Below are 22,913 nucleotides of genomic sequence, written 5' to 3'. Positions count from 1 at the left end.
GCTTAACCCCGCTGGCTCACAGCGGCAAAGTCGCGCCTTGCGCCGCCAGCGCATCCAGCGCAAGCGAGCTGCCCTGCACCGCTGTGCGACGGTGGTAAAAGTTGAGTGCCCTGAGACCCCCCAGCTCTTCGCCACCACCAGCCCGCCCGGGGCCGCCGTGCAGGCTCATGGGCATCACGTTGCCGTGGCCGCTGTGCAGGGCTGCCACGTCGGGCGAAATCGCGTGTACCCGGCCGTGGCTGCTGGCCAGCTCGACCGAGGCTTGTGCGGTGAAGACCGGGTCTTCGCTGTAGACCGAGCACACCAGCGAGCCTTCGCCGCGGCGGATCATGGCGTAAGCCTCTTCGATGCTGTCGTAAGGCATCAGGGTGGACACGGGGCCAAACACCTCGACCGCATGCAGCACTTGGGCCGTCATGGGCGACTCGGTACCCAGCAGCACCGGGGCCACGCAGGCGCTGGCCGAGTCGGCGTCCACCAGACCCGCAGCGCTGCCGTCAAACAGCACGGTGGCTTCGGTTTTGAGTTGGGCCAAACCGGCCAGCACGCTGGCCTTTTGTTCCTGGCTCACCAGTGCGCCCATGCGCACGGTCTCGTTGCGCGGGTTGCCCACGGTGGTTTTGGCCAGGCGTGCGCCAATGGCTTCGGCGGTGGCTTGATACAAAGCGCGGGGCACAAAGACGCGGCGTATCGCGGTGCATTTTTGGCCCGATTTGACGGTCATCTCGCGGGCCACTTCGGCCACCAGCAGCTTGAAGGCTTCGCTGTCGGCTGTGGCGGCTGGCGAGAGCAGGGCCGAGTTCAGGCTGTCGGCCTCGATGTTGCAGCGCACCGACAGCTCGGTCACAGCGCGGTGGCTGCGGATGATCTTGCCCGTCTCGGCCGAGCCGGTGAAGCTGACCACGTCAAAGGCCTGCAGCTGGTCCATCAGGCCTGCGGACGAGCCACAGATGACCGACAAAGCGCCGACGGGCAGCACGCCTGCATCGACCACGTCTTTCACCATGCGCTGGGTCAGCCAGGCGGTGGCGGTGGCGGGTTTGATGATGACTGGCACGCCAGCGAGCAGGGCCGGGGCGGCTTTTTCCCACAAGCCCCAGCTGGGAAAGTTGAAGGCGTTGATGAACAGCGCCACGCCGCGTGTGGGCACTTGAATGTGCTGGGTCTGGAAAGCCGGGTCCTTGGCCATACGGATGCGCTGGCCATCCAGCAGCAGAGTCGCGTCGCCCAGCGCTGCGCCCTGTTTCGCGTAGTAGCCCAGGGTGAAGATCGCGCCATCGATGTCAACGCCCGAGTCTTTGGCCACAGTGCCGCTGTTGGCGGTGGCGATCTCGTAGTAGGCGTCGCGGTGGGCTTGCAGCACTTCGGTGATTTGGGTCAGCAGACCAGCGCGCTGGCCGTAGCTCAGGGCACGCAGGCCCGAGCCGCCTTGTTCGCGGGCAAAGACAAAGCCTTCGGCCAGATCGATGCCAGCGCTGGACACCCGGGCCAGCTCGGTTCCCAGCACCGGATCCAACATCGGTGTGCCTGCGCTGGTGCCGGTTTGCCAGCGGCCTGCGAAAAAGTTGGGGAGCAATGCGGTGGTCATGTGCAGGTTCTTTCCGGGTGCGCCCTGAGGCGCTTTGTGGGTGTTGTCATGCAATGGCATGCAACAAAAAACTGTTCCGAGGGTTCAGTTGGCGGTATAAACACGGGTTGATGCATTATTTTGCGTGTTGGTGAGTATGCAATAAAGTGCATGTTTTGTGGCTGTTGAAATCAAAGGGTTTTCCCTAACCAAGGGTTGAAAGTTGAGCATGGCATCACAAGAAGAATCGGTGCAGGTGGAGACAAACGCGCCGGACGCAGACAGCAAGCGCAGCCCGTTTCTGGAATCGCTGGGCGAGCGCGTGCGCACGCTGCGATCGCGCAAGGGCATGACGCGCCGTGCTGTGGCGCTGGCCGCCGATGTGTCCGAGCGGCATCTGGCCAACCTCGAATACGGCACGGGCAACGTGTCGGTGCTGGTGCTGCTGCAAGTGGCGCAGGCGCTGCAGTGCTCGCTGGCCGAGTTGCTGGGCGATGTGACCACCACCTCGCCCGAGTGGCTGCTGATTCGCGAGTTGTTGGGAAAGCGCAGTGAGGCCGATCTGCGTCGTGCCCGAGTGCAGTTGAGCGAGATGTTTGGCGAAGGCGGCAACGCGCAAGAGCGCAAGGGCCGCATTGCCCTGATCGGATTGCGTGGCGCGGGTAAAACTGCACTGGGTCAGCGCCTGGCCGACAACTTGGGCTTTCCGTTCATTGAGCTGAGCCGAGAGATCGAGCAGTTTGCCGGTTGCCAAATCAGCGAAATCCACAACCTGTATGGCGCTAACGCGTACCGCCGTTACGAGCGCCGCGCGCTTGAAGAGGCGATCCAGATTTACCCCGAAGTGGTCATCGCCACGCCTGGCGGCTTGGTGTCGGACTCGGCCAACTTCAATCTGCTGCTCTCGCACTGCACCACCGTGTGGCTGCAGGCCGATGCCGCTGACCACATGGGCCGTGTGGCTGCGCAGGGCGACATGCGTCCCATGGCCGCCAGCCGCGAAGCCATGGAAGACCTCAAGCGCATCTTGGAAGGGCGCTCGGCTTTTTATTCCAAGGCCGACTTGGCCATCAACACCAGTGGCCGCAGCGAAGACCAAGCCTTTGAAGCCTTGCGTACTTCGGTTCGCCAGCATTTGACCTTGCCGGTTTGAAGAGTGGAAGAAAATGCATTTCCTAGGGTAAATACTAGGTAAATGCAGTAAAGTGCATATTGCGAGGTCGTGTGACCTGCAATAAAATTCAATGCAGCATGCACTGAAATGCATTTTTTGACCAAAATCAAGCACCACCTTCTTCCACGGAGACATCCCCATGACGCAAGCTTTCCAGGTTGACTACCAAACCAACCCCTCGCAATACAAACACATTAACCTGGCCTTTGACGGTGAGATCGCCACCTTGTCGATCAACATCAACGAAGACGCCGGCATCCGCCCTGGTTACAAGCTCAAGCTCAACAGCTACGACTTGGGTGTGGACATTGAATTGCACGACGCATTGCAGCGCATCCGCTTTGAGCACCCCGAAGTGCGCTCGGTGGTGGTGACCAGCCTGAAGGACCGCGTGTTCTGCTCCGGCGCCAATATCTTCATGCTGGGTGTGTCGACCCACGGTTGGAAAGTGAACTTCTGCAAGTTCACCAACGAAACCCGCAACGGCATCGAAGACTCCAGCAAGCACGACGGCCTGAAATTCGTCGCGGCCCTGAACGGCGCTTGCGCTGGCGGCGGCTACGAGCTGGCCCTGGCTTGTGACGAAATCGTGTTGGTCGACGACCGCTCCAGCGCCGTGTCATTGCCAGAAGTGCCTTTGCTCGGCGTGTTGCCTGGCACCGGCGGCTTGACCCGTGTGACCGACAAGCGCCATGTGCGCCACGACCTGGCCGACATTTTTTGCACCAGCGTCGAAGGTGTGCGCGGTCAAAAAGCCGTGGACTGGCGTCTGGTCGACGCGATCGCCAAGCCCGCCGTGTTCAAAGAAGCCGTGCAAGCCCGCGCTCAAAAACTGGCCGCTGGCAGCATCCGCACCGCAGGTGTCAAAGGTGTGGCATTGACCCCACTGAACCGCACCATCGCGGCCGATGCCCTTACTTACACCAACGTCACCGTTGAAATCGACCGCGCTAAGCGCATCGCCACTTTCACCGTCAAAGCCCCTGCCTCTGCTCAGCCCACGAATATCGATGGCATCGAAGCTGCAGGCGTGAACTGGTGGCCCCTGCAGATGGTGCGTGAACTCGACGACGCCATCCTGCACATGCGCACCAATGAACTGGACATCGGCACCTGGGTGCTTAAGACCTCGGGCAACGCGGCTGCCGTGTTGGCGTCTGACGCGACCTTGTTGGCTCACAAAGACCACTGGCTGGTGCGTGAAACCATTGGCCACCTGCGCCGCACCTTGGCCCGCATGGACGTGTCTTCGCGCAGCCTGTTCGCCCTGATCGAAGAGGGGACATGTTTTGTCGGCACACTCGCCGAATTGGCTTTCTGCGCCGACCGCGCTTACATGCTGGCTTTGCCCGACGATGCCGCCAAGGCCCCCAAGATTCAATTGAGCGAGATGAACTTCGGTTTCTTCCCCATGGTCAACGACCAGACCCGCCTGCAGCGCCGCTTTTATGAAGAAGCGCCCGCCATGGAAGCCGCACGTGGCGCCATCGGCCAAGCGCTCGACGCCGACGCCGCACTGGCCTTAGGCTTGGTCACGGCTGCGCCCGATGACATCGACTGGGCTGATGAAATTCGCCTGGCCCTGGAAGAGCGCTCTTCCATGTCGCCTGACGCGCTGACCGGTCTGGAAGCCAACCTGCGTTTTGCCCAGAAGGAAAACATGGCCACACGCATTTTTGGCCGCCTGACCGCCTGGCAAAACTGGATCTTCCAGCGCCCCAACGCCGTCGGCGAAAAGGGTGCTCTGAAGGTCTACGGCAAAGGCGAAAAAGTCCAGTTCGACATGAACCGCGTTTGATGTTTTTGCGTTGTGCAGCGTGGTGCCCGGTGGTCCGCGCTGCAACCGAAATTTTCCCCCACCGTTGCTTTAATTTCTGGAGACTCTCATGTCCGGTATCAACTACAGCGAAAAAATCCCCAACAACGTCAACTTGAGCGAAGACCGCACCTTGCAGCGCGCGCTTGAGCAGTGGCAGCCCAACTTCATCAACTGGTGGGACGACATGGGCCCCGAAGGCTCGACCGACATGGACGTCTACTTGCGCACCGCCGTGAGCGTGGACCCACAAGGCTGGGCCCAGTTTGGCCACGTGAAAATGCGCGACTACCGTTGGGGCGTGTTCATGAACCCCGGCGAGCAAGACCGCAAGATCCACTTCGGTGACCACATCGGCGAAAAAGCCTGGCAAGACGTGCCTGGCGAACACCGCGCCAACCTGCGCCGCATCATCGTGACACAAGGCGACACCGAGCCCGCATCGGTCGAGCAGCAGCGCCACCTGGGCCTGACCGCGCCCAGCATGTACGACCTGCGCAACCTGTTCCAGATCAACGTCGAAGAAGGCCGCCACCTGTGGGCCATGGTGTACCTGCTGCACAAATACTTCGGCAAAGACGGCCGTGAAGAAGCCGATGCATTGCTGCAGCGCAACAGCGGCAACGAAGACAACCCCCGCATCTTGCAGGCGTTCAACGAGAAGACACCTGACTGGTTGTCGTTCTTCATGTTCACTTACTTCACCGACCGCGACGGCAAGTTCCAATTGTGCGCATTGGCCGAGTCGGCTTTCGACCCCCTGGCCCGCACCACCAAGTTCATGTTGACCGAAGAAGCGCACCACATGTTTGTGGGCGAGTCCGGTGTGAGCCGCACCATCCAGCGCACGGTGGATGTGATGAACCAACTCAAAACCGACGACGTGGGCAAATTGCGCGCCGCCGGTGTGATCGACCTGCCGACCATCCAGCGTTACATCAACTTCCACTTCTCGGTGACCATCGACTTGTTCGGTGCCGACGAGTCATCGAATGCCGCCACCTTCTACAGCTCGGGTCTGAAGGGCCGTTACGAAGAAGGCAAACGTGGTGATGACCACATCTTGAAGGGCAACAGCTACAAGATCTTGTCGGTTGAAGACGGCAAGCTGATCGAAAAAGAAGTGCCGATGCTCAACGCTTTGAACGAAGTGCTGCGCGACGACTACATCACCGATTCCAAAGGCGGCATCGAGCGTTGGAACCGTGTGATCAGCAAGGCCGGTATTCCTTTCACCTTGACTGCCCCGCACAAGGCGTTCCACCGCAACATCGGCTCCTTGTCCGGCTCCAAGATCACGCCCGATGGCCGTGTGGTGACCGACGAGCAGTGGATGGCCCAAGTGGGCGAGTGGTTGCCTAACAACGAAGACCGCGCCTACGTGGCCAGCCTGATGGGCCGTGTTGTCGAGCCAGGCAAGTTCGCCAACTGGATCGCGCCACCCGTCATGGGCATCAACCGTCAGCCCGTGGACTTTGATTACGTCCGCTTCAACTGATTGATCTTTTGATCTGACTGCTGTCTCTGCCTCGTTGCGGGGGCGGCAGTCGTCAAAGGCAGGGGCGGGTTCCTCATACTGGGGTACCAGAAATCGTCACCCGCCCCTGCCTTTGACGACTGCATGGTGTGCGCAAAGCACACCCAATGCCAGTAGACTGCAAGGTCTGCACAGGCGCTGAGCGACGGCATGGCTTGGGGCCGGGCGCCGATTTCTGGTACCCCAGTATGAGGCGCCCGGCCCCAAGCCATGCCGTTGCGGACCACGCAAACCAAAAAGACAAAACACCCGAAAGCCAAGACATGAGCACCGAAGCGACGCTGATCAAACAACACCTGATTGACCCGGAAATCTGCATCCGCTGCAACACCTGTGAAGCGATTTGCCCGGTGGGCGCGATCACGCACGACTCGCTCAATTACGTGGTCAAGGCCGACATCTGCAACGGTTGCATGGACTGCATCTCGCCATGCCCCACGGGCTCGATTGACAACTGGCGCATGATGCCCAAGGCCAAGGCCTACAGCATCGAAGAGCAACTCAAGTGGGACGAATTGCCTGCTGAGCTGAGTGCCGAAGAACTGGCCGAAGCAACAGGTGACACGGGTGGCGGTGCTGCCGCTGTCGCAGAACAAGAAGCGCAAGCCGCTGTGCAAGCTGCCGCCTCTTCTTCATCCGCCGCCAGCACCGCTGCGGCTTCGGGTTTCAACTCTGCGCAGTTTGGCGCCACCATCCCGCCTTGGTCTGCTGCCCACGCCTACACCAACCTGTACGGCCCCAAGGCGCAGGACAAAACCATCACCGCCACCGTGACGGGCAACCTGCGCGTGACCGAGGTGGGCAAGCAAGATGGCCAGCAAGACTACGACACGCACCACATCGTGCTCGACTTCGGCAACTTGCCTTTCCCGGTGCTCGAAGGTCAGTCGATCGGCATCATTCCGCCCGGTGTCGATGCAAAAGGCAAACCGCACCATGCCCGCCAGTACTCGATCGCCAGCCCCCGCAACGGCGAGCGCCCCGGCCACAACAACCTGTCGCTCACCATCAAGCGCGTGCTCGAAGACCACGACGGCCAACCCGTGCGCGGCGTCGGCTCCAACTACATGTGTGATTTGAATGTGGGTGACAAGGTGCAGGTGATTGGACCGTTTGGTGCCAGCTTCCTGATGCCCAACCACCCCAAGAGCAACATCGTCATGATCTGCACAGGCACGGGCAGTGCACCCATGCGTGCCATGACCGAATGGCGTCGCCGCCTGCGCGCCAGTGGCAAGTTCGAAGGGGGCAAGCTGATGCTGTTCTTTGGCGCCCGCACGCCCGCTGAGTTGCCGTACTTTGGGCCGCTGAACAACCTGCCCAAAGATTTCATTGACACCGAATTCGCTTTTTCGCGCGAAGTGGGCAAGCCCAAGCGTTATGTGCAAGATGCCCTGCGTGACCGCGCTGCCGACATCGCACAGCAACTCAAAGACGGCAACACCTGCTTTTATGTGTGCGGCCTCAAAAGCATGGAAGAGGGCGTGGTCATGGCGCTGCGCGACATCGCGCAGAATGCTGGCTTGGACTGGGACATCATTGGCACGGCCCTGAAAAAAGAAGGCCGTTTGCACCTCGAGACTTATTGAGCTGGCATGGCGAACGCCACCCACATCGGTCTGGACCAGGTTCGCCAGCAACTGCGCAAACCCCGCACCCAGCTCAAAGGCCGACAGGTCGCGCCAGAGGCTCGCGCCGAGGTGCAGGCCTTGATCGGGTTGCCGCCTGTCGATGGCCATCGCCGTGACCTGCTGATCGAGCACCTGCATGTGCTGAACGACCATTTCCATGGTCTGTTTGAACGCCACATCGTCGCGCTGGCTGCTGAGATGAAGCTGTCGGTGGTCGAGGTGTTCGAGGTCGCATCTTTTTATCACCACTTCCAAATCCTGAAAGATGAGGAAAATCCGCCGAGAATCACTGTGCGTGTGTGTGACAGCCTCAGTTGTAGTCTGGCAGGCAGTGACAGTTTGTTGCGCCAGTTGCAGCGCGATTTGGTGGGGGATGTGCAGGTCGTCAACGTGCCCTGTCTGGGTCGCTGTGAGCAGGCTCCTGCGGCGCAAGTGGGCCAGCAAGCCGTGTCTCTGGCGACCACCGAAAAGGTTGCCCATTTGGTGGCAGAGAACCACACGCAGCCCCTGGCCTTGCCTCATGCGTTGCGTTACGACGACTACAAAAATGCCGGGGGCTACCAGTTGGCACAGCAAGTTGCCGCCGGTCTGAAAGACCACGAGTCGGTCATTCAAGTGCTGGAGTCTTCAGGCTTGCGTGGCCTGGGTGGCGCAGGTTTTCCTGCAGGCCGCAAATGGCGCATTGTGCGCAGCCAGCCTGGTCCGCGCCTGATGGCGGTGAACATCGACGAGGGCGAGCCCGGCACCTTCAAGGACCGCACTGGCCTGGAAGCCGACCCTCACCGCTTTCTGGAGGGTGTGTTGATCGCCGCCAGCGTGGTCGGTTGCGAGGCGGTTTATATCTACCTGCGGGACGAGTACCACGAGGCCCGCGTGTTGTTGACCGAAGAATTGGCCGCATTGCAGGCCAACCCGCCGTGTGCCTTGCCGCGCATCGAGTTGCGCCGCGGCGCGGGCGCTTACATCTGCGGCGAAGAGTCCGCCATGATCGAGAGCATCGAAGGCAAACGCGGCGAGCCACGCCTGCGCCCGCCCTACATTGCCGAGGTGGGCCTGTTCGGTCGTCCGACGCTGGAGCACAACTTCGAGACGCTCTACTGGATTCGTGAACTCCTGGAGCAGGGCGCAGACAGTTTTGCTTCGCACGGACGTCACGGCCGAAAAGGCCTGCGCCGCTTCAGTGTGAGCGGTCGTGTGAAGCACCCGGGCGTCAAGCTCGCGCCCGCAGGCATCACGCTGCGTGAGTTGGTGGATGAATACTGCGGCGGCATGGCCGATGGGCACACCCTCTACGCTTACTTGCCCGGCGGGGCCAGTGGCGGCATTTTGCCTGCGCGTTTGGCCGATGTGCCGCTGGACTTTGACACGCTGCAGCCGCACGGTTGCTTCATCGGTTCGGCCGCCGTGATGGTGCTGGGCCAACACGACAGCGCCCGCGACGCCGCGCTGAATGTGATGCGTTTTTTTGCACACGAGAGCTGCGGCCAGTGCACACCTTGCCGCGTGGGCACCGACAAGGCCGCGCAACTCATGACCAACCCTGTGTGGGATGCCGAGACTTTGCAAGACCTCGCGCAGGTCATGGGCGATGCGTCCATTTGCGGCTTGGGGCAGGCCGCGCCGAACCCGATCCGATGTGTGCTGGATTACTTTCCCCATGAAGTGGGGGCTGAGGTGAAAGCATGAGCACGGTTCAATTCACCCTCAATGGCCAAAGTGTCGAAGCACCTGCTGGCAAAAGCATTTTCAACATCGCCAAGGAGTTGGGCATTGCCATCCCGCACCTTTGCCACAAGGAAGGCTTGGCCCCCGACGGCAACTGCCGTGCTTGTGTGGTCGAGATCGACGGTGAACGCACCCTCGCACCGAGTTGCTGCCGCAGCGCCACTTCGGGCATGAAGGTGCAGACGAACAGCGATCGCGCCGTCAAAAGCCAGAAGATGGTGCTCGAGATGCTGCTGGCCGACCTGCCTGAGCAGGGCCACAAATGGCTGGACGATCGGGCTGAAGCCCCGCATGGTGAGCTGAGCCAGTGGGTCGAGCACCACGGCGTGCAGGTGCGCCCGGCATTGGCCGGGTTGCGCCGCGAGGCGGTGCCTGCGGATCTGTCGCACCCCGCCATGGCCGTTCAGCTTGACGCCTGCATCCAGTGCAACCGCTGCGAGCGCGCTTGCCGTGATCTGCAGGTGAATGACGTGATTGGCTTGGCCTTCAGGGGTGCACACACCCAAGTGGTGTTTGACCTGGCCGACCCAATGGGTGGCAGCAGCTGCGTAGGCTGCGGTGAATGCGTGCAGGCCTGCCCCACCGGTGCGCTCATGCCCAAGAGCCACATCGGCCCGCAAAAGGTGGACCGTGAAGTCGATTCGGTCTGCCCGTTTTGCGGCGTGGGTTGTCTGGTCACTTACCAAGTCAAAGACGAAAAAATCATCAGCGTCCAAGGCCGAGAAGGCCCCGCCAACGAAGGCCGCTTGTGCGTCAAGGGCCGATTTGGCATGGACTACATCCACAGCCCGGACCGCATCACGAAACCGCTGATCCGCAAAACGGGTGTGGCCAAAGACGTGTCTTTGCTGGATGGCCACACCGACTGGCGTGAGGTCTTCCGCGAAGCGACGTGGGAAGAAGTGTTGAAGATCGCAACCCAACCACTGAATGCGCTGCGCGACCAACACGGGCCCAAGTCGCTCGCCGGTTTTGGCTCCGCCAAAGGCAGCAACGAAGAAGCCTACCTTTTCCAAAAGCTGGTGCGCACCGGCTTTGGCAGCAACAACGTGGACCACTGCACGCGCCTGTGCCACGCGTCCAGCGTGGCGGCCTTGCTCGAGGGTGTGGGCTCGGGCGCAGTGAGCAACCCGGTGCGCGATGTCGAGCATTCGGACCTGATCATTGTCATTGGCTCCAACCCCACAGCCAACCACCCCGTGGCCGCCACTTGGATGAAGAACGCGGCCCAGCGCGGCACGCGCATCGTGCTGGCCGACCCGCGCATCACCGACATTGGCCGCCACACCTGGCGCACGCTGCAGTTCAAGGCAGACACCGATGTGGCGCTGCTCAACGCCATGCTGCACGTCATCGTGCACGAAGGCTTATGCGATGAAACTTTCTTGAAGGCGCGCGCCGACAACGTGGCTGAACTCAAGGCCCATGTGCAGGACTTCACGCCCGAAGCCATGAGTTTGGTGTGTGGCATCCCGGCCGACACCATCCGCGAAGTGGCCCGGGCCTATGCCACCGCCAAAGCCGCCATGATTTTGTGGGGCATGGGCGTGAGCCAGCATGTGCACGGCACCGACAATGTGCGCTGCCTGATCGCACTGGCCAGCATCACCGGCCAGATCGGCCGCCCCGGCACGGGCTTGCACCCGCTGCGCGGCCAGAACAACGTGCAAGGCGCGAGCGACGCGGGCCTGATCCCGATGATGTACCCCAACTACCAGCGGGTGAGCGACAAGTCCGCGCACGACTGGTTTGAAAAGTTCTGGGATACAAAACTGGACGACCAACCCGGTTACACCGTGGTCGAAATCATGCACAAGGCCTTGGCCCCGGACAGCGACCCGCACAAGGTGCGCGGCATGTACATCATGGGCGAGAACCCGGCCATGAGCGACCCGGACCTGAACCACGCGCGCCACGCGTTGGCCAGTTTGCAGCACCTGGTCGTACAAGACATCTTCTTGACCGAAACCGCTTGGCTGGCCGATGTGGTGCTGCCCGCCAGCGCCTGGCCCGAGAAAACCGGCACCGTCAGCAACACCGACCGCACGGTGCAGATGGGCCGCCAGGCCGTGCTGCCACCGGGCGATGCCAAACCCGACCTTTGGATCATCCAGCAGATCGCCGAGCGCATGGGCCTGAACTGGCACTACGCAGGCGAGCACGAAGGCGTGGCCGAGGTCTATGAAGAAATGCGCCAAGCCATGGCCCCGGCCATTGGGGGCATCGACTGGGCGCGCCTGAACGCGGGCTCGGTCACTTACCCCTGCGTGAGCGCCGACGATCCGGGCCAGCCCATCGTCTTCCATGACCATTTCCCGACGGCAGACGGCCGTGTGCGCTTGGTGCCCGCCAGCCTGATCCCGGCCAACGAGCAGCCCGATGCCGATTACCCCATGGTGCTGATCACCGGGCGGCAACTGGAGCATTGGCACACCGGCAGCATGACGCGACGCGCCACGGTACTCGATGCGCTGGAGCCTGCGGCCACGGCCTCAATGTGCAGTGCCGACCTTGCTCGTCTGGGTCTGCAAGCTGGACAACGTGTGCGCATTGCATCGCGCCGGGGTGAAGTGGCGCTGCAACTGCGTTGTGACGATGGCACGCCTCAAGGCACGGTGTTCATCCCGTTTGCCTTCGTGGAGGCGGCGGCCAACGAGTTGACCAACGCGGCGCTTGATCCGTTTGGCAAAATTCCGGAGTTCAAGTACTGCGCCGTCCAAGTCTCGGCGTTGCAGCCTTCATAATCCTGCGCTGTCCGTCTTGGGTTCTGCACCGTGTGTGGGGTGCCCAAGCCCTCCACTGACTCAGGCCCGGGAATTTCACTTGAACATCGACGTGCAAGCCATCTTCTGGATGGATGCTTTTCTCTACCTGATGCTGCATGCGGCCATCTGGTACGGCATGGCGCGCTACCGCAGTGGTCTGGTCACCGTCTGGAGTGTCTCGGGTCTCTTCAGCGCGGTGGGGGTGTTGGTGCTGGGCAGTCGCGGCATATTGCCCACCGCTGCGGTGGTCTTTTGGGGTGTGCTGCTCATGGCGCTGGGCAATTTCGGACGTCAGGCCGCATTGCGCTCTCTGGATGGTCCTGCCGATCGCCTCTGGCTGTGGACCATGGCGGCGTTCAATGGCGTGTACCTTTTGGTCACCTACGGCTATTATTTTTCGGGTGGCTCCGAGGCTGGCGTGATCCTGCTTTTTTACGGGTTTTACACCCTCAATTGCCTGGAATACGTGGTGTCGGGTCGGCGCATTGCCGCCACACACGACCCTTTTGGCTCCCATGCTGTGCAGTCTGCCGGCTGGTTGCTGGTGGTCACATTGGGCATCAAGACCGTTGCCATTCTGGGCGGTTGGGGTGCGGCGGATTTGTATGACATGTCCTGGGACCAGGCGGTGGTGTTCGGTGGGCAGTTTGTCGCCATCACCATGCTCAGCGTGGGCTTCATGCAAATCTTTGTGGACCAGATGCACAAAGCCCAAATTCGTGCCGAGCAAGGCCTGGCGCGCGAGCAAGAGCGTTCGGCCCTCCTTCGTCAACATTCCCAAGATTTGTCCACGCTGCTCAGTGAGCGCGAAGAAATCATTCGGCAGTTGACTTTGTCCAATAAAAGCGCGGGCATGGGTGCTTTGGTGGCCAGCATTGCCCACGAACTCAACCAGCCACTGACCACCATCGTGCTCAAGACCGAGTTGATCGAATCTCACCTCATGCGCAACCGGGACCCGGCGGCGGCTTTGGCTGAGGCCCACAAACTGGCCGACCTGATTCGTGAAGACACGCGCCACGCAGCCGCCATCATCCGCACTTTGCGCAGCATGTTTGCGACCGGCAAGGGCGAATACGCCCGCCTCGATTTGGCCCAAAAAGTGAGCGAAGTGGTCCACATCGTCGATGCCCACGCCAAGCGTTGCGACATTGCCTTCGACATCGACCTGAAGGAACCTTTGATGTTGACGGGCGACGCCACCCAGTTGCAGCAAGTGGTGCTCAATTTGCTCAACAATGCCATCGATGCCCTCGTTGAAAAACCTGGACAGCCCTCTCGCATCGCCATTTCCGGGAAAGTGCTGCCTGATTGGGTTGAGCTGCGCATCGCCGACAACGGTTGTGGCATCCATGAGGGCCAAGAGCAGGATATTTTTGCTCTGTTCAAGACCTCCAAGTCCCAAGGCATGGGGGTGGGCTTGTGGCTCAGTCAGTCCATTGTGGAATCACACGGGGGACGTTTGAGCTTTGAGAGCGAAGCGGGCCAAGGTGCGGTATTCTTGCTGGCTTTGCCCTCACACGAGTATGTGTTGGGTTCCTGAGCTTTCATTTCCCCAAAGGTTGTTTGTCCATGGCTTCACGTCCACAAATTGATGTGGCAGTTCTGATGCGCCGCGAGGCCGTACAAGGCCCGATGTCGCGTTGGCAGGCTTGGCGCTGGGTACTGGCCGATGTGGTGCCCAACGAAGCCGGCTTTGGTTCAGACCCGCGCAGCCTGCGTCAATCCGAGACCGAGTCGCTCTGGCTTCATCCGGGCTGGCCAGTGGCGTTGTTCACCGACGACGCGGAAGGTTATTGGCTCAACGCCACCTCGCCCACGCCTTGCTACTTTGTCATGTGGCGTCTCATCGACGGGCCAGACGGCAGCGAGCCCATGGCGGTGCCGCAAGCCGTGAGCCTGAGCTACCACGACGCGGGCCGTTGGCTGGACGCACAGGAAACCGTGGAGACCATTCCTGCACCCGCCGATGTCGTGGCCTGGATGCAAAGTTTTGCCGAGCAGCACTTTGTGCCTGAAGAAAAAAAGCGCCAGCGCCCCCAAAGTTTCCAGCGCCTGACCGACCGTTTTGGCCAACCCGTCTCGGTCAGCACCGACAGCAAACGCAAAGGCGCAAGGCCGGGGCCATGAGCGACAACTTTTTCAGCCGCTGGTCGCGCCGCAAGCAGGGCCTGGAGACGCGCGAGCCAACCTTGTCAGAGCCCGTGGCTCCTGCTGCGCCTGCACCGGCGGCATCGCCTTCGGTGCTTCGGCCCGAACAACAGCCGCCGCATTCAGCGCCCGCCCACGCGGCCACTGCTGAGGCCACTAAGCCTGCCGACGCTGAGCAGCCTGCCCTGCCCACCATGGCCGACGTGCAGGGCCTCACGCCGTCTTCTGATTTTCAGTCCTTCATGCGCCAAGGCGTGCCTGGCGAAGTGCGCAACGCCGCCATGAAGAAACTCTTCACCGATCCTCACTTCAATGTGATGGACGGGCTGGACATTTACATTGGCGACTACAACACCCCCGACCCATTGCCGGCAGGCATGCTCGAAAAAATGGTCGGGGCCGAGTTGTTGAACCTGTTCCCCAAAAAAGACCCAACCGATCCGCCGCAGACCGCCGCAAACGAGGTGCCGGAAAACCTCGCCAAAAGTCCCGACACGCCGCAAGGCTCGCCACTTGTGGCACAGTCGCCCTCCTCAGCGATACAGGCACTGCCGCCTACAACGACGCTGCAAGCCTCCGAAACGACAGAACATGACCACCCTGATTTGCAACTGCAACCAAACCATGCCCCTGCAAGCCCAAGCTCTGGGCCAAGCACTGGGTGAAGACCTGACGCTGCACACCACCTTGTGCCGCCGTGAGGCTGGGCAATTCCAGAAAGCCGTGAAAACCGGCGAGACCGTGGTGGTGGCCTGCACCCAAGAAAAACGTTTGTTCAGTGAACTGGCCGAGCAAACCGAAGGCGCGATTTCGCCCATTCGCTTTGTCAACATCCGCGAAACCGGCGGCTGGGGCCGCGAGGCTGAGCACGCCACACCCAAAATGGCCGCCTTGCTGGCGGCCGCCCGTCTGCCCGAGCCCGAGCCGGTGGCCACCGTCACTTACAAAAGCGAAGGCCGTGTGCTCATCATCGGCGCGATTGATGCCGCTGAACGCGCCGCCAGCTTTTTGGCCGACGCGATGCAGGTCACGATTTTTGCGCAAGGCCCGGGCAACGCCGGAGGCAGCCAGGAGCGTCGCTTTCCGGTGGTGGCTGGTCGCTTGCAAGGCCTCAAGGGCTGGCTCGGCGCGTTCGATGTGTCGTGGGACGCCAGCAACCCGATCGATCTGGACCTGTGCACCCGCTGCAACGCCTGCGTGGCCGCCTGCCCCGAGCAAGCCATTGGTCTGGATTACCAAGTGGACCTGTCGCGCTGCAGCTCGCACCGCGACTGCGTGAAGGTGTGCGAAGCCGCAGGGGCCATCGACTTCAGCCGTGACGCCCGTCCACAAACCGAGCGCTTCGATGTGGTGCTGGACTTGCGTGGCGACAAAGCCTCGCCCACGTTCACGTCTCACGCTTTGCCGCAAGGCTACTTCCGCTGGGACGGGCATGACCTGCAAACCTTGCTCAAGGTTCGCGAACTGGTGGGCGAGTTTGAAAAGCCCCGCTTTTTTGCCTACAAACAAAAGCTCTGCGCGCACAGCCGCAACGAACAAGTGGGCTGCAGCGCCTGCATCGACATCTGTTCGGCCGAAGCCGTGCGCTCGGACAAAAGCCGCCAGCAAATCGTGGTCAATCCCAACCTCTGCGTGGGCTGCGGCGCGTGCACCACGGCTTGCCCCACGGGCGCACTGACCTACGCTTACCCGCGACCGGCAGAGCAGGGCGCCAAAATCCGCGCCTTGCTGTCGGCCTACCAAGCCGCGGGTGGGCGCGACGCCGCGCTGCTGCTGCACAGCCAAGAAAAAGGCCAGGCGCTGATCGACGAGCTGGGCCGGGGCGCGCAGCTGGGTGTCATGCAAGGCGTGCCTGCCCGTGTGATGCCTGTGGCCTTGTGGCACACCGCCAGTGTGGGCATGGAGCTGTGGCTGTCGGCCGTGGCCTATGGTGCACGCCAGGTCATGGTGCTGCTCACCCACGAAGAAGCGCCGCAATACCGCGCCGCGCTCATGGAACAAATGGCCGTGGCGCAAAGCTTGCTTAACGGCCTGGGCTACACCGGCGTGCATTTCCAGCTCATCGAAGCCAAAACCGCCACAGCTTTGGACGGCGATTTGCAGTGCCTGTGCGCCCGAAGCCTCAAGGCCGCCAGCCTGCCCACAAGCCCGGCCGTCGCCGCCCGCCACGCGGTGCAGGCCGAAAAGCGCAGCAACCTGGAGTTGGTCATCGACCACCTGATGGCCCAGTCACCTGTGATGGCCATGGACGAGGCCACACGCCCCAAAGCGCTCGATTTGCCAGCGGCTGGTTCGCCCCTGGGCACCATCGTGGTCGATGCCAGCAAATGCACGCTGTGCATCAGCTGCGTGGGCGCATGCCCCTCGTCGGCGCTGCAAGACAACCCGCTGCAGCCCGAGCTGCGTTTCGTCGAGAAAAACTGCGTGCAGTGTGGCCTGTGCGCCAAGACCTGCCCCGAAAATGCCATCACGTTGCAGCCTAGGCTTTCGCTGGTGCCCGATCGCACGCAGGTGCGTGTTTTGCACGGCAGCCCCCCATACGCCTGCATCCGCTGCAGCAAACCATTTGGCACACTCAAAGGCATCGAAGCCATGCTGGGCCGACTGGCAGGTCACAGCATGTTCCAGGGCGCTGCGCTTGAACGCCTGAAGATGTGCGGCGACTGCCGCGTGGTGGACATGTTCACCGACGAAAACCAGGTGCGCGTCCCGGGCGCCCCTTCCAAACCCCAATAATTTGTTGCCATGAGCCAAGACCTGAACCTGTCCACCAGCAGCCACGCGCTGGACGAAGAAACCGCCCGTGCCGAAATTTACGGCTTGCTGTCGCAGCTGTATTACGCCGCGCCCAGCGAGGAGTTGCTGGGTCAACTGCAGGTGGCGGTGACCGAAGCGCCCGATGCGGGGGGCTTTTTGGAGGAGCCCTGGCGCGAACTGGTGGCCAGCGCCCGCAGCCTGAGCCAAGCCCAAATTTCGGCCGAATACAACAGCCTGTTTGGGGGGGTGGGCAAGCCCGAGGTGTATTTGTTTGGCTCGCACTACCTCAGTGGGTTCCTGAATGAAAAGCCGCTGGTGCGCCTGCGCGACGACTTGGCCGAGCTGGGTCTGGCCCGCAGCGAGGGCATGTCTGAAACCGAAGACCACGTGGCTTATGTTTTTGAAGTCATGCGTTTTCTGATTGCGGGCGACGATGTGGCCGTGTCCAACCTCACCCGCCAGCAAGCTTTCTTCACCCAACACGTCCAATCTTGGTTGCCCGCACTTTGCCAAGTGCTGCAGTCACAGCCGCGCGCTGTTTTCTATGCCCGCGTGGCGGCATTCACCGAAGCTTTTGTCAGCGTGGAGTCACAAGGCTTCGATTTGGTGGTTTGATTGAAAATTTTTGCGGCCTGCATTGAAATAAAAACGGGCAGGGTGCGGGTTTTCACTTATAGATACGGCCCACAAATAGGTTGATTTCTCGCCTGTTTCATGCGATCATTGCGCATGGATAAAGACGATGCGAGAAAACTAAGTTCTGCCGAGCAACATGAGAGGCGTCGGCAGGTGATTCGTGCTTACAAGCGTGGACGAACCAAGGCGCAGATCGCCGCTGACGTTGGCTTGAGCCACACGGCGGTGGGTCGAGTGATTTCGCGCTATGAGGCCGGAGGTCTTGCCGCGCTGGCGCCGCGCACACGCGGGCGACGCAGCGGCGAGAATCGTGCTCTGACAGACCAGCAGGCACAGGCCATCCGTCGGATCATCTGTGACCAACGCCCCGAACAGCTGAAGATGGATTTTGCGCTGTGGAGCCGCTCGGCGGTGATGCAGCTGATCGAGCGCGAGTGCGGCATCACGTTGCATGTGCGCTCGGTGGGCAAGTACCTAGCCCGCTGGGGCTTCACGCCGCAAAAGCCGATTAAGCGCGCCTATGAGCAATCACCGGCGGCGGTAAAGACTTGGCTTGACGAGACCTATCCGGCCATCGCCGAGCGCGCCAAGGCCCAGGGCGGCGAGATTCATTGGGGCGACGAAACCGCACTGGTAAACACCGACGTGCGCGGCAGAAGTTACGCGCCCCGAGGCAAGACGCCGGTGACAATGGCCATTGGCGGCACCCGGCACAAGCTCTCCATGATTGCCAGCGTCACCAACCAGGGCAAGGCGCGCTGGATGATCATTGATGAGGCGTTCAATTCGGACAAGCTGATCGAGTTTTTAGAGGCGCTTATTAAGGATGCGGGCAAGAAAGTATTCCTGATTCTGGACAACCTGCGCGTGCATCACAGCAAACCCGTGAAGGCCTGGCTGGCTGAGCGCAGCGACAAGATTGAGGTGTTTTATTTGCCCAGCTACAGCCCGGAACTGAACCCCGAGGAACGATTGAACGCCGATCTGAAGCACGTCATCGGTCGCAAGGTGCCCATACGTACCAAGCCAAAACTACGCGCCGCCGTCGAGGATCACATGCGCATCGTTGTAGCCGAACCGCAGCGCGTAAAAGCCTATTTCCAAGACCCCCATGTCAAGTATGCTGCATGAATCTATTTGAGGGCCGAATCAATAGAGGTTGGCGGCCTGCGACTCGGATAATGGTGACCGAGCGGTAACTTTTCACGCTTAAAAGTTTTATAACCACTGGAGACCTCCTTGACCGAAGCCCAAACCCCACGTCGTCGCAACCTCCTCAAAGGCGCAGCTGTCGCCGCAGGTGCCATTTCTGCCCCCATGATCGCCAAGGCCCAGACCGGCCCGATCAACATGCGCTGGCAGAGCACTTGGCCTGCCAAGGACATCTTCCATGAGTACGCCTTGGACTACGCCAAGAAGGTCAACGACATGACCGGTGGCGATCTGAAGATCGAAGTGTTGCCTGCTGGTGCCGTGGTGCCCGCGTTTGGTTTGCTCGAAGCCGTGTCCAAAGGCACTCTGGACGGCGGTCACGGCGTGTTGGGTTACCACTACGGCAAGCAAAACGCCTTGGCCCTGTGGAGCTCCGGCCCCGCTTTTGGCATGGACGCCAACATGATCTTGGCTTGGCACAAGTACGGCGGCGGCGCTGAGCTGCTGGCCAAGCTGTACGCCTCCATTGGTGGCAACGTGCAGTCGTTCTTGTACGGCCCCATGGCAACACAGCCCTTTGGCTGGTTCAAGAAGCCGATCACCAAGACCTCGGACCTGAAAGGTCTCAAGTTCCGCACCAACGGTTTGGCGATTGACTTGTTCACCGCCATGGGTGCTGCTGTGAACGCCTTGCCAGGCGGCGAAATCGTCCCCGCCATGGACCGCGGTCTGCTCGACGGTGCTGAATTCAACAACGCCACGTCTGACCGTATCTTGGGCTTCCCCGACGTCTCCAAAGTCTGCATGCTGCAAAGCTACCACCAGGCTTCGGAAACCTTCGAGATCATGTTCAACAAGACCAAGTACGACGCATTGCCAGCCAAGATGAAGGCCGTGATCTCGATTGCGACTGAAGCTGCATCCGCCGACATGTCTTGGAAAGCCATTGACCGTTATTCCAAGGACTACATCGAATTGCAAACCAAGGACAAGGTCAAGTTCTTCAAGACGCCCGATGCGATTTTGCAAGAACAGCTCAAGGTCTGGTCTGAAATCCTCGAGAAGAAGTCTGCAGAAAACGCCATCTTCAAAGAAGTGGTGGCCTCCCAGAAGGCTTTCGCAGCCCGTGCTGTGAAGTGGGACCAGGACACCAACATCAGCCGTCGCATGGCGGTGAACCATTTCTTCGGAGCCAAAGCAGCGGCACCGAAGAAAAAAGGCTAATTTTTTAAGCGTTTCCATCAGCCATCCAGGTCTCCTGGATGGCTGATTCATTTAAGCGGTTCCCTTATGCAAACCCTGTTGCTTTTTATTGACAAAGTCAGTACTTGGATCGGCCAGTTCTTTTCCTGGTTGATCGTGGCGTTGACTTTCATGATTTCCTGGGAGGTGTTCTCCCGTTATGTGCTGGACAGTCCCCACGCCTGGGCCTTTGACGTCATGAGCATGATGTACGGATCGCTCTTCATGATGGCTGGTGCTTACACGTTGTCTAAAAACGGCCATGTGCGCGGTGATGTGCTCTATGGCTTTTTCCCGCCCCGCCTGCAGGCCTGGTTGGACCTGATTCTTTACCTGGTGTTTTTCATTCCTGGTGTCGTGGCTTTGGCTTACGCAGGTTATGGCTTTGCGGCCGAATCCTGGGCCATCCACGAGCACTCCAACATCACGGCCGATGGCCCGCCCATCTATCCCTTCAAAACCATTTTGCCCATTGCAGGTGCTTTCTTGTTGGCGCAAGGCTTGGTCGAAATTGTGCGTTGCATCGTCTGCATCAAACAGGGTGAGTGGCCCAAGCGGGGCGATGACGTGGACGAAGTTGACGTTGAAAAACTCAAAGAAATGGTCAACGTGAAAGACGAAGACATTGCCAAATTGGGCGAGCTGGCGACTGCCAAGGGAAATCAAAAATGAAAAAAGAAGTCTGGTTTGGCCTGACGATCATGGCCATGGTCGTGCTAGCGGCCTTTGTTTTGTTGCCTGCGCCTTCCGAGATGACCAACGGTCATTTGGGTTTGCTGATGCTCGCTTTGGTGGTGGTGGCGATCATGTTGGGGTTCCCAACAGCGTTCACCTTGATGGGCATGGGCATGATCTTCGCCTGGATTGCGTATCGAAGCTCGAACCCTGATTTGGCGGTTCAGCAAACGCTGGACCTGATGGTTCAGCGCGCCTTCTCGGTCATGTCCAACGACGTGCTGATCTCGATCCCCTTGTTCGTGTTCATGGGCTACCTCATTGAACGCGCCAACTTGATCGAGAAATTGTTCAAGAGCATGCACTTGGCCATGGCCCGTGTGCCGGGCTCATTGGCTGTCGCCACCATCGTGACCTGCGCCATCTTCGCAACGGCCACGGGCATCGTGGGCGCGGTGGTCACGCTCATGGGCTTGCTGGCGCTGCCCGCCATGCTGCGCGCGGGTTACAGCGTTCAACTGTCGGCCGGTGCCATCACCGCAGGCGGTTGTTTGGGCATTTTGATTCCGCCTTCGGTCATGCTGATCGTCTATGGCGCCACGGCTGGCGTGTCGGTGGTGAAGCTGTACGCCGGGGCATTTTTCCCCGGCATCATGCTGGCTACTTTGTATGTCCTGTATGTGGTCATCATTGCCAAAATCAAGCCCAGCATGGCGCCGCCCATGTCGGCCGAAGACCGCATCGTGCCCTTGCCCGCGTTTGCGCAAGTGGTGTCCAAAGACATCAGCAACAATGTGTTGCCAGGCCTGATCGGTGCGATCAAAGGCAAGCGCAATGCAGCAGTGCCCATGCGCGAGTTGCTCAACAACTTGGGCATCGCTTTGCTGCCCGCTTTGGCGGTGGCCGCCATCATGGGTGCCATTTACTTCAAAGTCACGGCGCCATTGCCTGTTGAGGCGGTCGAAGGCGTGGTGGCCATGGGCGGCGAGTTGGCTGATTCGGTAGGCGACGAAGAAGAAGCTGAAAGTGTCAGCGGTTTGTCGGAACCCGAGGCCGACGGCTTGCAAACCCCGCCTGCTGCGACAGAAGAAACCAAAGCGGATGCGGTTCCAGCTTCAGAGCCCGCCAAAGAGCCTGCAACGGTAGCGGTCAGTGCTGCGGCTGAAACACCAGCTGCATCATCAGAGCGCCAAGAAGCGCCGCTGTCCTTCTGGATTGGTCTGGCCAGCTGCGCAGTGGCGTTGGCCCTGTTCTATGCCTACTTCAGTTTCGCGCGCCTTGAAATCTTCAAGATGCTGCTGGGCTCGTTCTTCCCACTGGCCATCATGATCTTGGCGGTGCTGGGCACCATCGTGTTTGGCTTGGCCACCCCCACCGAAGCGGCGGCCATGGGTTCGCTGGGCGGCTTGCTATTGGCTGCGGCTTACCGTAGGCTCAACTATGTGGTGCTGCGCGAGTCGGTGTATCTGACGGCCAAAACCAGTGCCATGGTGTGCTGGCTGTTTGTGGGCTCCAGCATCTTCTCGGCTGCCTTTGCATTGCTGGGTGGTCAAGAGATCATCAACACCTGGGTGCTGGGCATGGACCTGACGCCCGTTCAGTTCATGATCTTGGCGCAAGTGGTGATCTTCTTGCTGGGCTGGCCTTTGGAGTGGACCGAGATCATCGTGATTTTCATGCCGATCTTCATTCCTTTGTTGCCTCACTTCGGCATCGATCCGCTGTTCTTCGGCTTGCTGGTGGCACTGAACCTGCAGACCGCGTTCTTGAGCCCACCTGTGGCCATGGCCGCGTTCTACCTGAAGGGTGTGAGCCCACCACACGTGACGCTCAACCAGATCTTCGCGGGCATGTTGCCTTTCATGGCGATCCAGGTTTTTGCGATCGTGTTGCTCTACATCTTCCCGGCCATCGGCATGTGGTTGCCTGAAGTTTTGTACAAGTAAAAATAACCATGTGCCTGTGCGCCCGCGCACACAAGACCTCTGTGTTTTGTGTGCGTGGGTTTTTTTTGTCCTTCAACTGCTTTTTCTGTCACGCGCATGACGAAAATAGATTTGAAGTAAGGGTTTTTACATGGAAAGG

Annotated in this window: 16 protein-coding genes; 15 read left to right on the top strand and 1 reads right to left on the bottom strand. The window is 60.4% G+C overall.

The features are described from left to right. Positions 1–16: 16 nt before the first annotated feature. Positions 17–1,588, bottom strand: a complete 1,572-nt coding sequence (locus ACZ5SR_RS13625) for a 3,4-dehydroadipyl-CoA semialdehyde dehydrogenase (RefSeq protein WP_464449185.1) — start codon at positions 1,586–1,588, stop codon at positions 17–19. A 208-nt stretch (positions 1,589–1,796) separates the two neighbouring features. Between ACZ5SR_RS13625 and ACZ5SR_RS13620 the strand changes: the two genes are divergently transcribed. From ACZ5SR_RS13620 to ACZ5SR_RS13550, 15 genes are all read left to right on the top strand, one after another. After that, positions 1,797–2,720: a helix-turn-helix transcriptional regulator gene (locus tag ACZ5SR_RS13620; protein WP_464449184.1), complete on the top strand. Its 924-nt coding sequence runs from the start codon at positions 1,797–1,799 to the stop codon at positions 2,718–2,720. Positions 2,721–2,880: 160 nt separating this feature from the next. Then, entirely contained in the window at positions 2,881–4,539 is a 1,659-nt protein-coding gene (boxC, locus tag ACZ5SR_RS13615; protein WP_464449183.1) for a 2,3-epoxybenzoyl-CoA dihydrolase, read from the top strand. Positions 4,540–4,627: 88 nt separating this feature from the next. Then, on the top strand, positions 4,628–6,055 hold the full coding sequence (gene boxB, locus ACZ5SR_RS13610) for a benzoyl-CoA 2,3-epoxidase subunit BoxB (RefSeq protein WP_464449182.1): 1,428 nt from the start codon (positions 4,628–4,630) through the stop codon (positions 6,053–6,055). Positions 6,056–6,357: 302 nt separating this feature from the next. Then, positions 6,358–7,683 carry a benzoyl-CoA 2,3-epoxidase subunit BoxA gene (gene boxA, locus ACZ5SR_RS13605; protein ID WP_464449181.1) on the top strand — a complete coding sequence of 442 codons (1,326 nt, stop codon included), beginning with the start codon at positions 6,358–6,360 and terminating at the stop codon, positions 7,681–7,683. Positions 7,684–7,689: 6 nt separating this feature from the next. Continuing rightward, positions 7,690–9,411, top strand: a complete 1,722-nt coding sequence (locus tag ACZ5SR_RS13600; protein WP_464449180.1) for an NADH-ubiquinone oxidoreductase-F iron-sulfur binding region domain-containing protein — start codon at positions 7,690–7,692, stop codon at positions 9,409–9,411. Then, on the top strand, positions 9,408–12,194 hold the full coding sequence (gene fdhF, locus ACZ5SR_RS13595) for a formate dehydrogenase subunit alpha (protein ID WP_464449179.1): 2,787 nt from the start codon (positions 9,408–9,410) through the stop codon (positions 12,192–12,194). Before ACZ5SR_RS13600 ends, fdhF begins: the two co-directional genes overlap by 4 nt. A gap of 79 nt (positions 12,195–12,273) precedes the next feature. After that, the gene (locus ACZ5SR_RS13590; RefSeq protein WP_464449178.1) at positions 12,274–13,758 is read left to right on the top strand and encodes a sensor histidine kinase; all 1,485 of its coding nucleotides are present in this window, start codon (positions 12,274–12,276) and stop codon (positions 13,756–13,758) included. Between the two features lie 29 nt (positions 13,759–13,787). Further along, on the top strand, positions 13,788–14,345 hold the full coding sequence (locus ACZ5SR_RS13585; protein ID WP_464449177.1) for a DUF3305 domain-containing protein: 558 nt from the start codon (positions 13,788–13,790) through the stop codon (positions 14,343–14,345). Continuing rightward, positions 14,342–15,031: a DUF3306 domain-containing protein gene (locus tag ACZ5SR_RS13580; RefSeq protein WP_464449176.1), complete on the top strand. Its 690-nt coding sequence runs from the start codon at positions 14,342–14,344 to the stop codon at positions 15,029–15,031. Before ACZ5SR_RS13585 ends, ACZ5SR_RS13580 begins: the two co-directional genes overlap by 4 nt. Further along, a complete protein-coding gene (locus ACZ5SR_RS13575) occupies positions 14,991–17,102 on the top strand; it encodes a 4Fe-4S dicluster domain-containing protein (RefSeq protein ID WP_464451055.1) in 2,112 nt (703 codons plus the stop codon). Before ACZ5SR_RS13580 ends, ACZ5SR_RS13575 begins: the two co-directional genes overlap by 41 nt. Positions 17,103–17,111: 9 nt before the next feature. After that, the gene (locus ACZ5SR_RS13570; protein WP_464449175.1) at positions 17,112–17,738 is read left to right on the top strand and encodes a TorD/DmsD family molecular chaperone; all 627 of its coding nucleotides are present in this window, start codon (positions 17,112–17,114) and stop codon (positions 17,736–17,738) included. A gap of 114 nt (positions 17,739–17,852) precedes the next feature. Then, entirely contained in the window at positions 17,853–18,890 is a 1,038-nt protein-coding gene (locus ACZ5SR_RS13565) for an IS630 family transposase (RefSeq protein WP_464451001.1), read from the top strand. 108 nt (positions 18,891–18,998) lie between these two features. Next, positions 18,999–20,135, top strand: a complete 1,137-nt coding sequence (locus ACZ5SR_RS13560) for a TRAP transporter substrate-binding protein (protein ID WP_464449174.1) — start codon at positions 18,999–19,001, stop codon at positions 20,133–20,135. 66 nt (positions 20,136–20,201) lie between these two features. After that, positions 20,202–20,825 carry a TRAP transporter small permease subunit gene (locus ACZ5SR_RS13555; RefSeq protein ID WP_464449173.1) on the top strand — a complete coding sequence of 208 codons (624 nt, stop codon included), beginning with the start codon at positions 20,202–20,204 and terminating at the stop codon, positions 20,823–20,825. After that, a complete protein-coding gene (locus ACZ5SR_RS13550) occupies positions 20,822–22,774 on the top strand; it encodes a TRAP transporter large permease (protein WP_464449172.1) in 1,953 nt (650 codons plus the stop codon). Before ACZ5SR_RS13555 ends, ACZ5SR_RS13550 begins: the two co-directional genes overlap by 4 nt. The last annotated feature ends 139 nt before the right edge of the window (positions 22,775–22,913 follow it).

Source organism: Limnohabitans sp. TEGF002 (assembly GCF_055395845.1).
Note: the sequence above shows the minus strand (reverse complement) of the source record. Positions and strands in the feature narration are given on the sequence as shown.

What these genes read in the sequence shown, in the direction of transcription:
- ACZ5SR_RS13625 (WP_464449185.1), bottom strand. Translation starts at nt 1,588, where the DNA reads ATGACCACCGCATTGCTCCCCAACTTTTTCGCAGGCCGCTGGCAAACC.
- ACZ5SR_RS13620 (WP_464449184.1), top strand. Translation starts at nt 1,797, where the DNA reads ATGGCATCACAAGAAGAATCGGTGCAGGTGGAGACAAACGCGCCGGAC.
- boxC (WP_464449183.1), top strand. Translation starts at nt 2,881, where the DNA reads ATGACGCAAGCTTTCCAGGTTGACTACCAAACCAACCCCTCGCAATAC.
- boxB (WP_464449182.1), top strand. Translation starts at nt 4,628, where the DNA reads ATGTCCGGTATCAACTACAGCGAAAAAATCCCCAACAACGTCAACTTG.
- boxA (WP_464449181.1), top strand. Translation starts at nt 6,358, where the DNA reads ATGAGCACCGAAGCGACGCTGATCAAACAACACCTGATTGACCCGGAA.
- ACZ5SR_RS13600 (WP_464449180.1), top strand. Translation starts at nt 7,690, where the DNA reads ATGGCGAACGCCACCCACATCGGTCTGGACCAGGTTCGCCAGCAACTG.
- fdhF (WP_464449179.1), top strand. Translation starts at nt 9,408, where the DNA reads ATGAGCACGGTTCAATTCACCCTCAATGGCCAAAGTGTCGAAGCACCT.
- ACZ5SR_RS13585 (WP_464449177.1), top strand. Translation starts at nt 13,788, where the DNA reads ATGGCTTCACGTCCACAAATTGATGTGGCAGTTCTGATGCGCCGCGAG.
- ACZ5SR_RS13580 (WP_464449176.1), top strand. Translation starts at nt 14,342, where the DNA reads ATGAGCGACAACTTTTTCAGCCGCTGGTCGCGCCGCAAGCAGGGCCTG.
- ACZ5SR_RS13575 (WP_464451055.1), top strand. Translation starts at nt 14,991, where the DNA reads ATGCCCCTGCAAGCCCAAGCTCTGGGCCAAGCACTGGGTGAAGACCTG.
- ACZ5SR_RS13570 (WP_464449175.1), top strand. Translation starts at nt 17,112, where the DNA reads ATGAGCCAAGACCTGAACCTGTCCACCAGCAGCCACGCGCTGGACGAA.
- ACZ5SR_RS13565 (WP_464451001.1), top strand. Translation starts at nt 17,853, where the DNA reads ATGGATAAAGACGATGCGAGAAAACTAAGTTCTGCCGAGCAACATGAG.
- ACZ5SR_RS13555 (WP_464449173.1), top strand. Translation starts at nt 20,202, where the DNA reads ATGCAAACCCTGTTGCTTTTTATTGACAAAGTCAGTACTTGGATCGGC.
- ACZ5SR_RS13550 (WP_464449172.1), top strand. Translation starts at nt 20,822, where the DNA reads ATGAAAAAAGAAGTCTGGTTTGGCCTGACGATCATGGCCATGGTCGTG.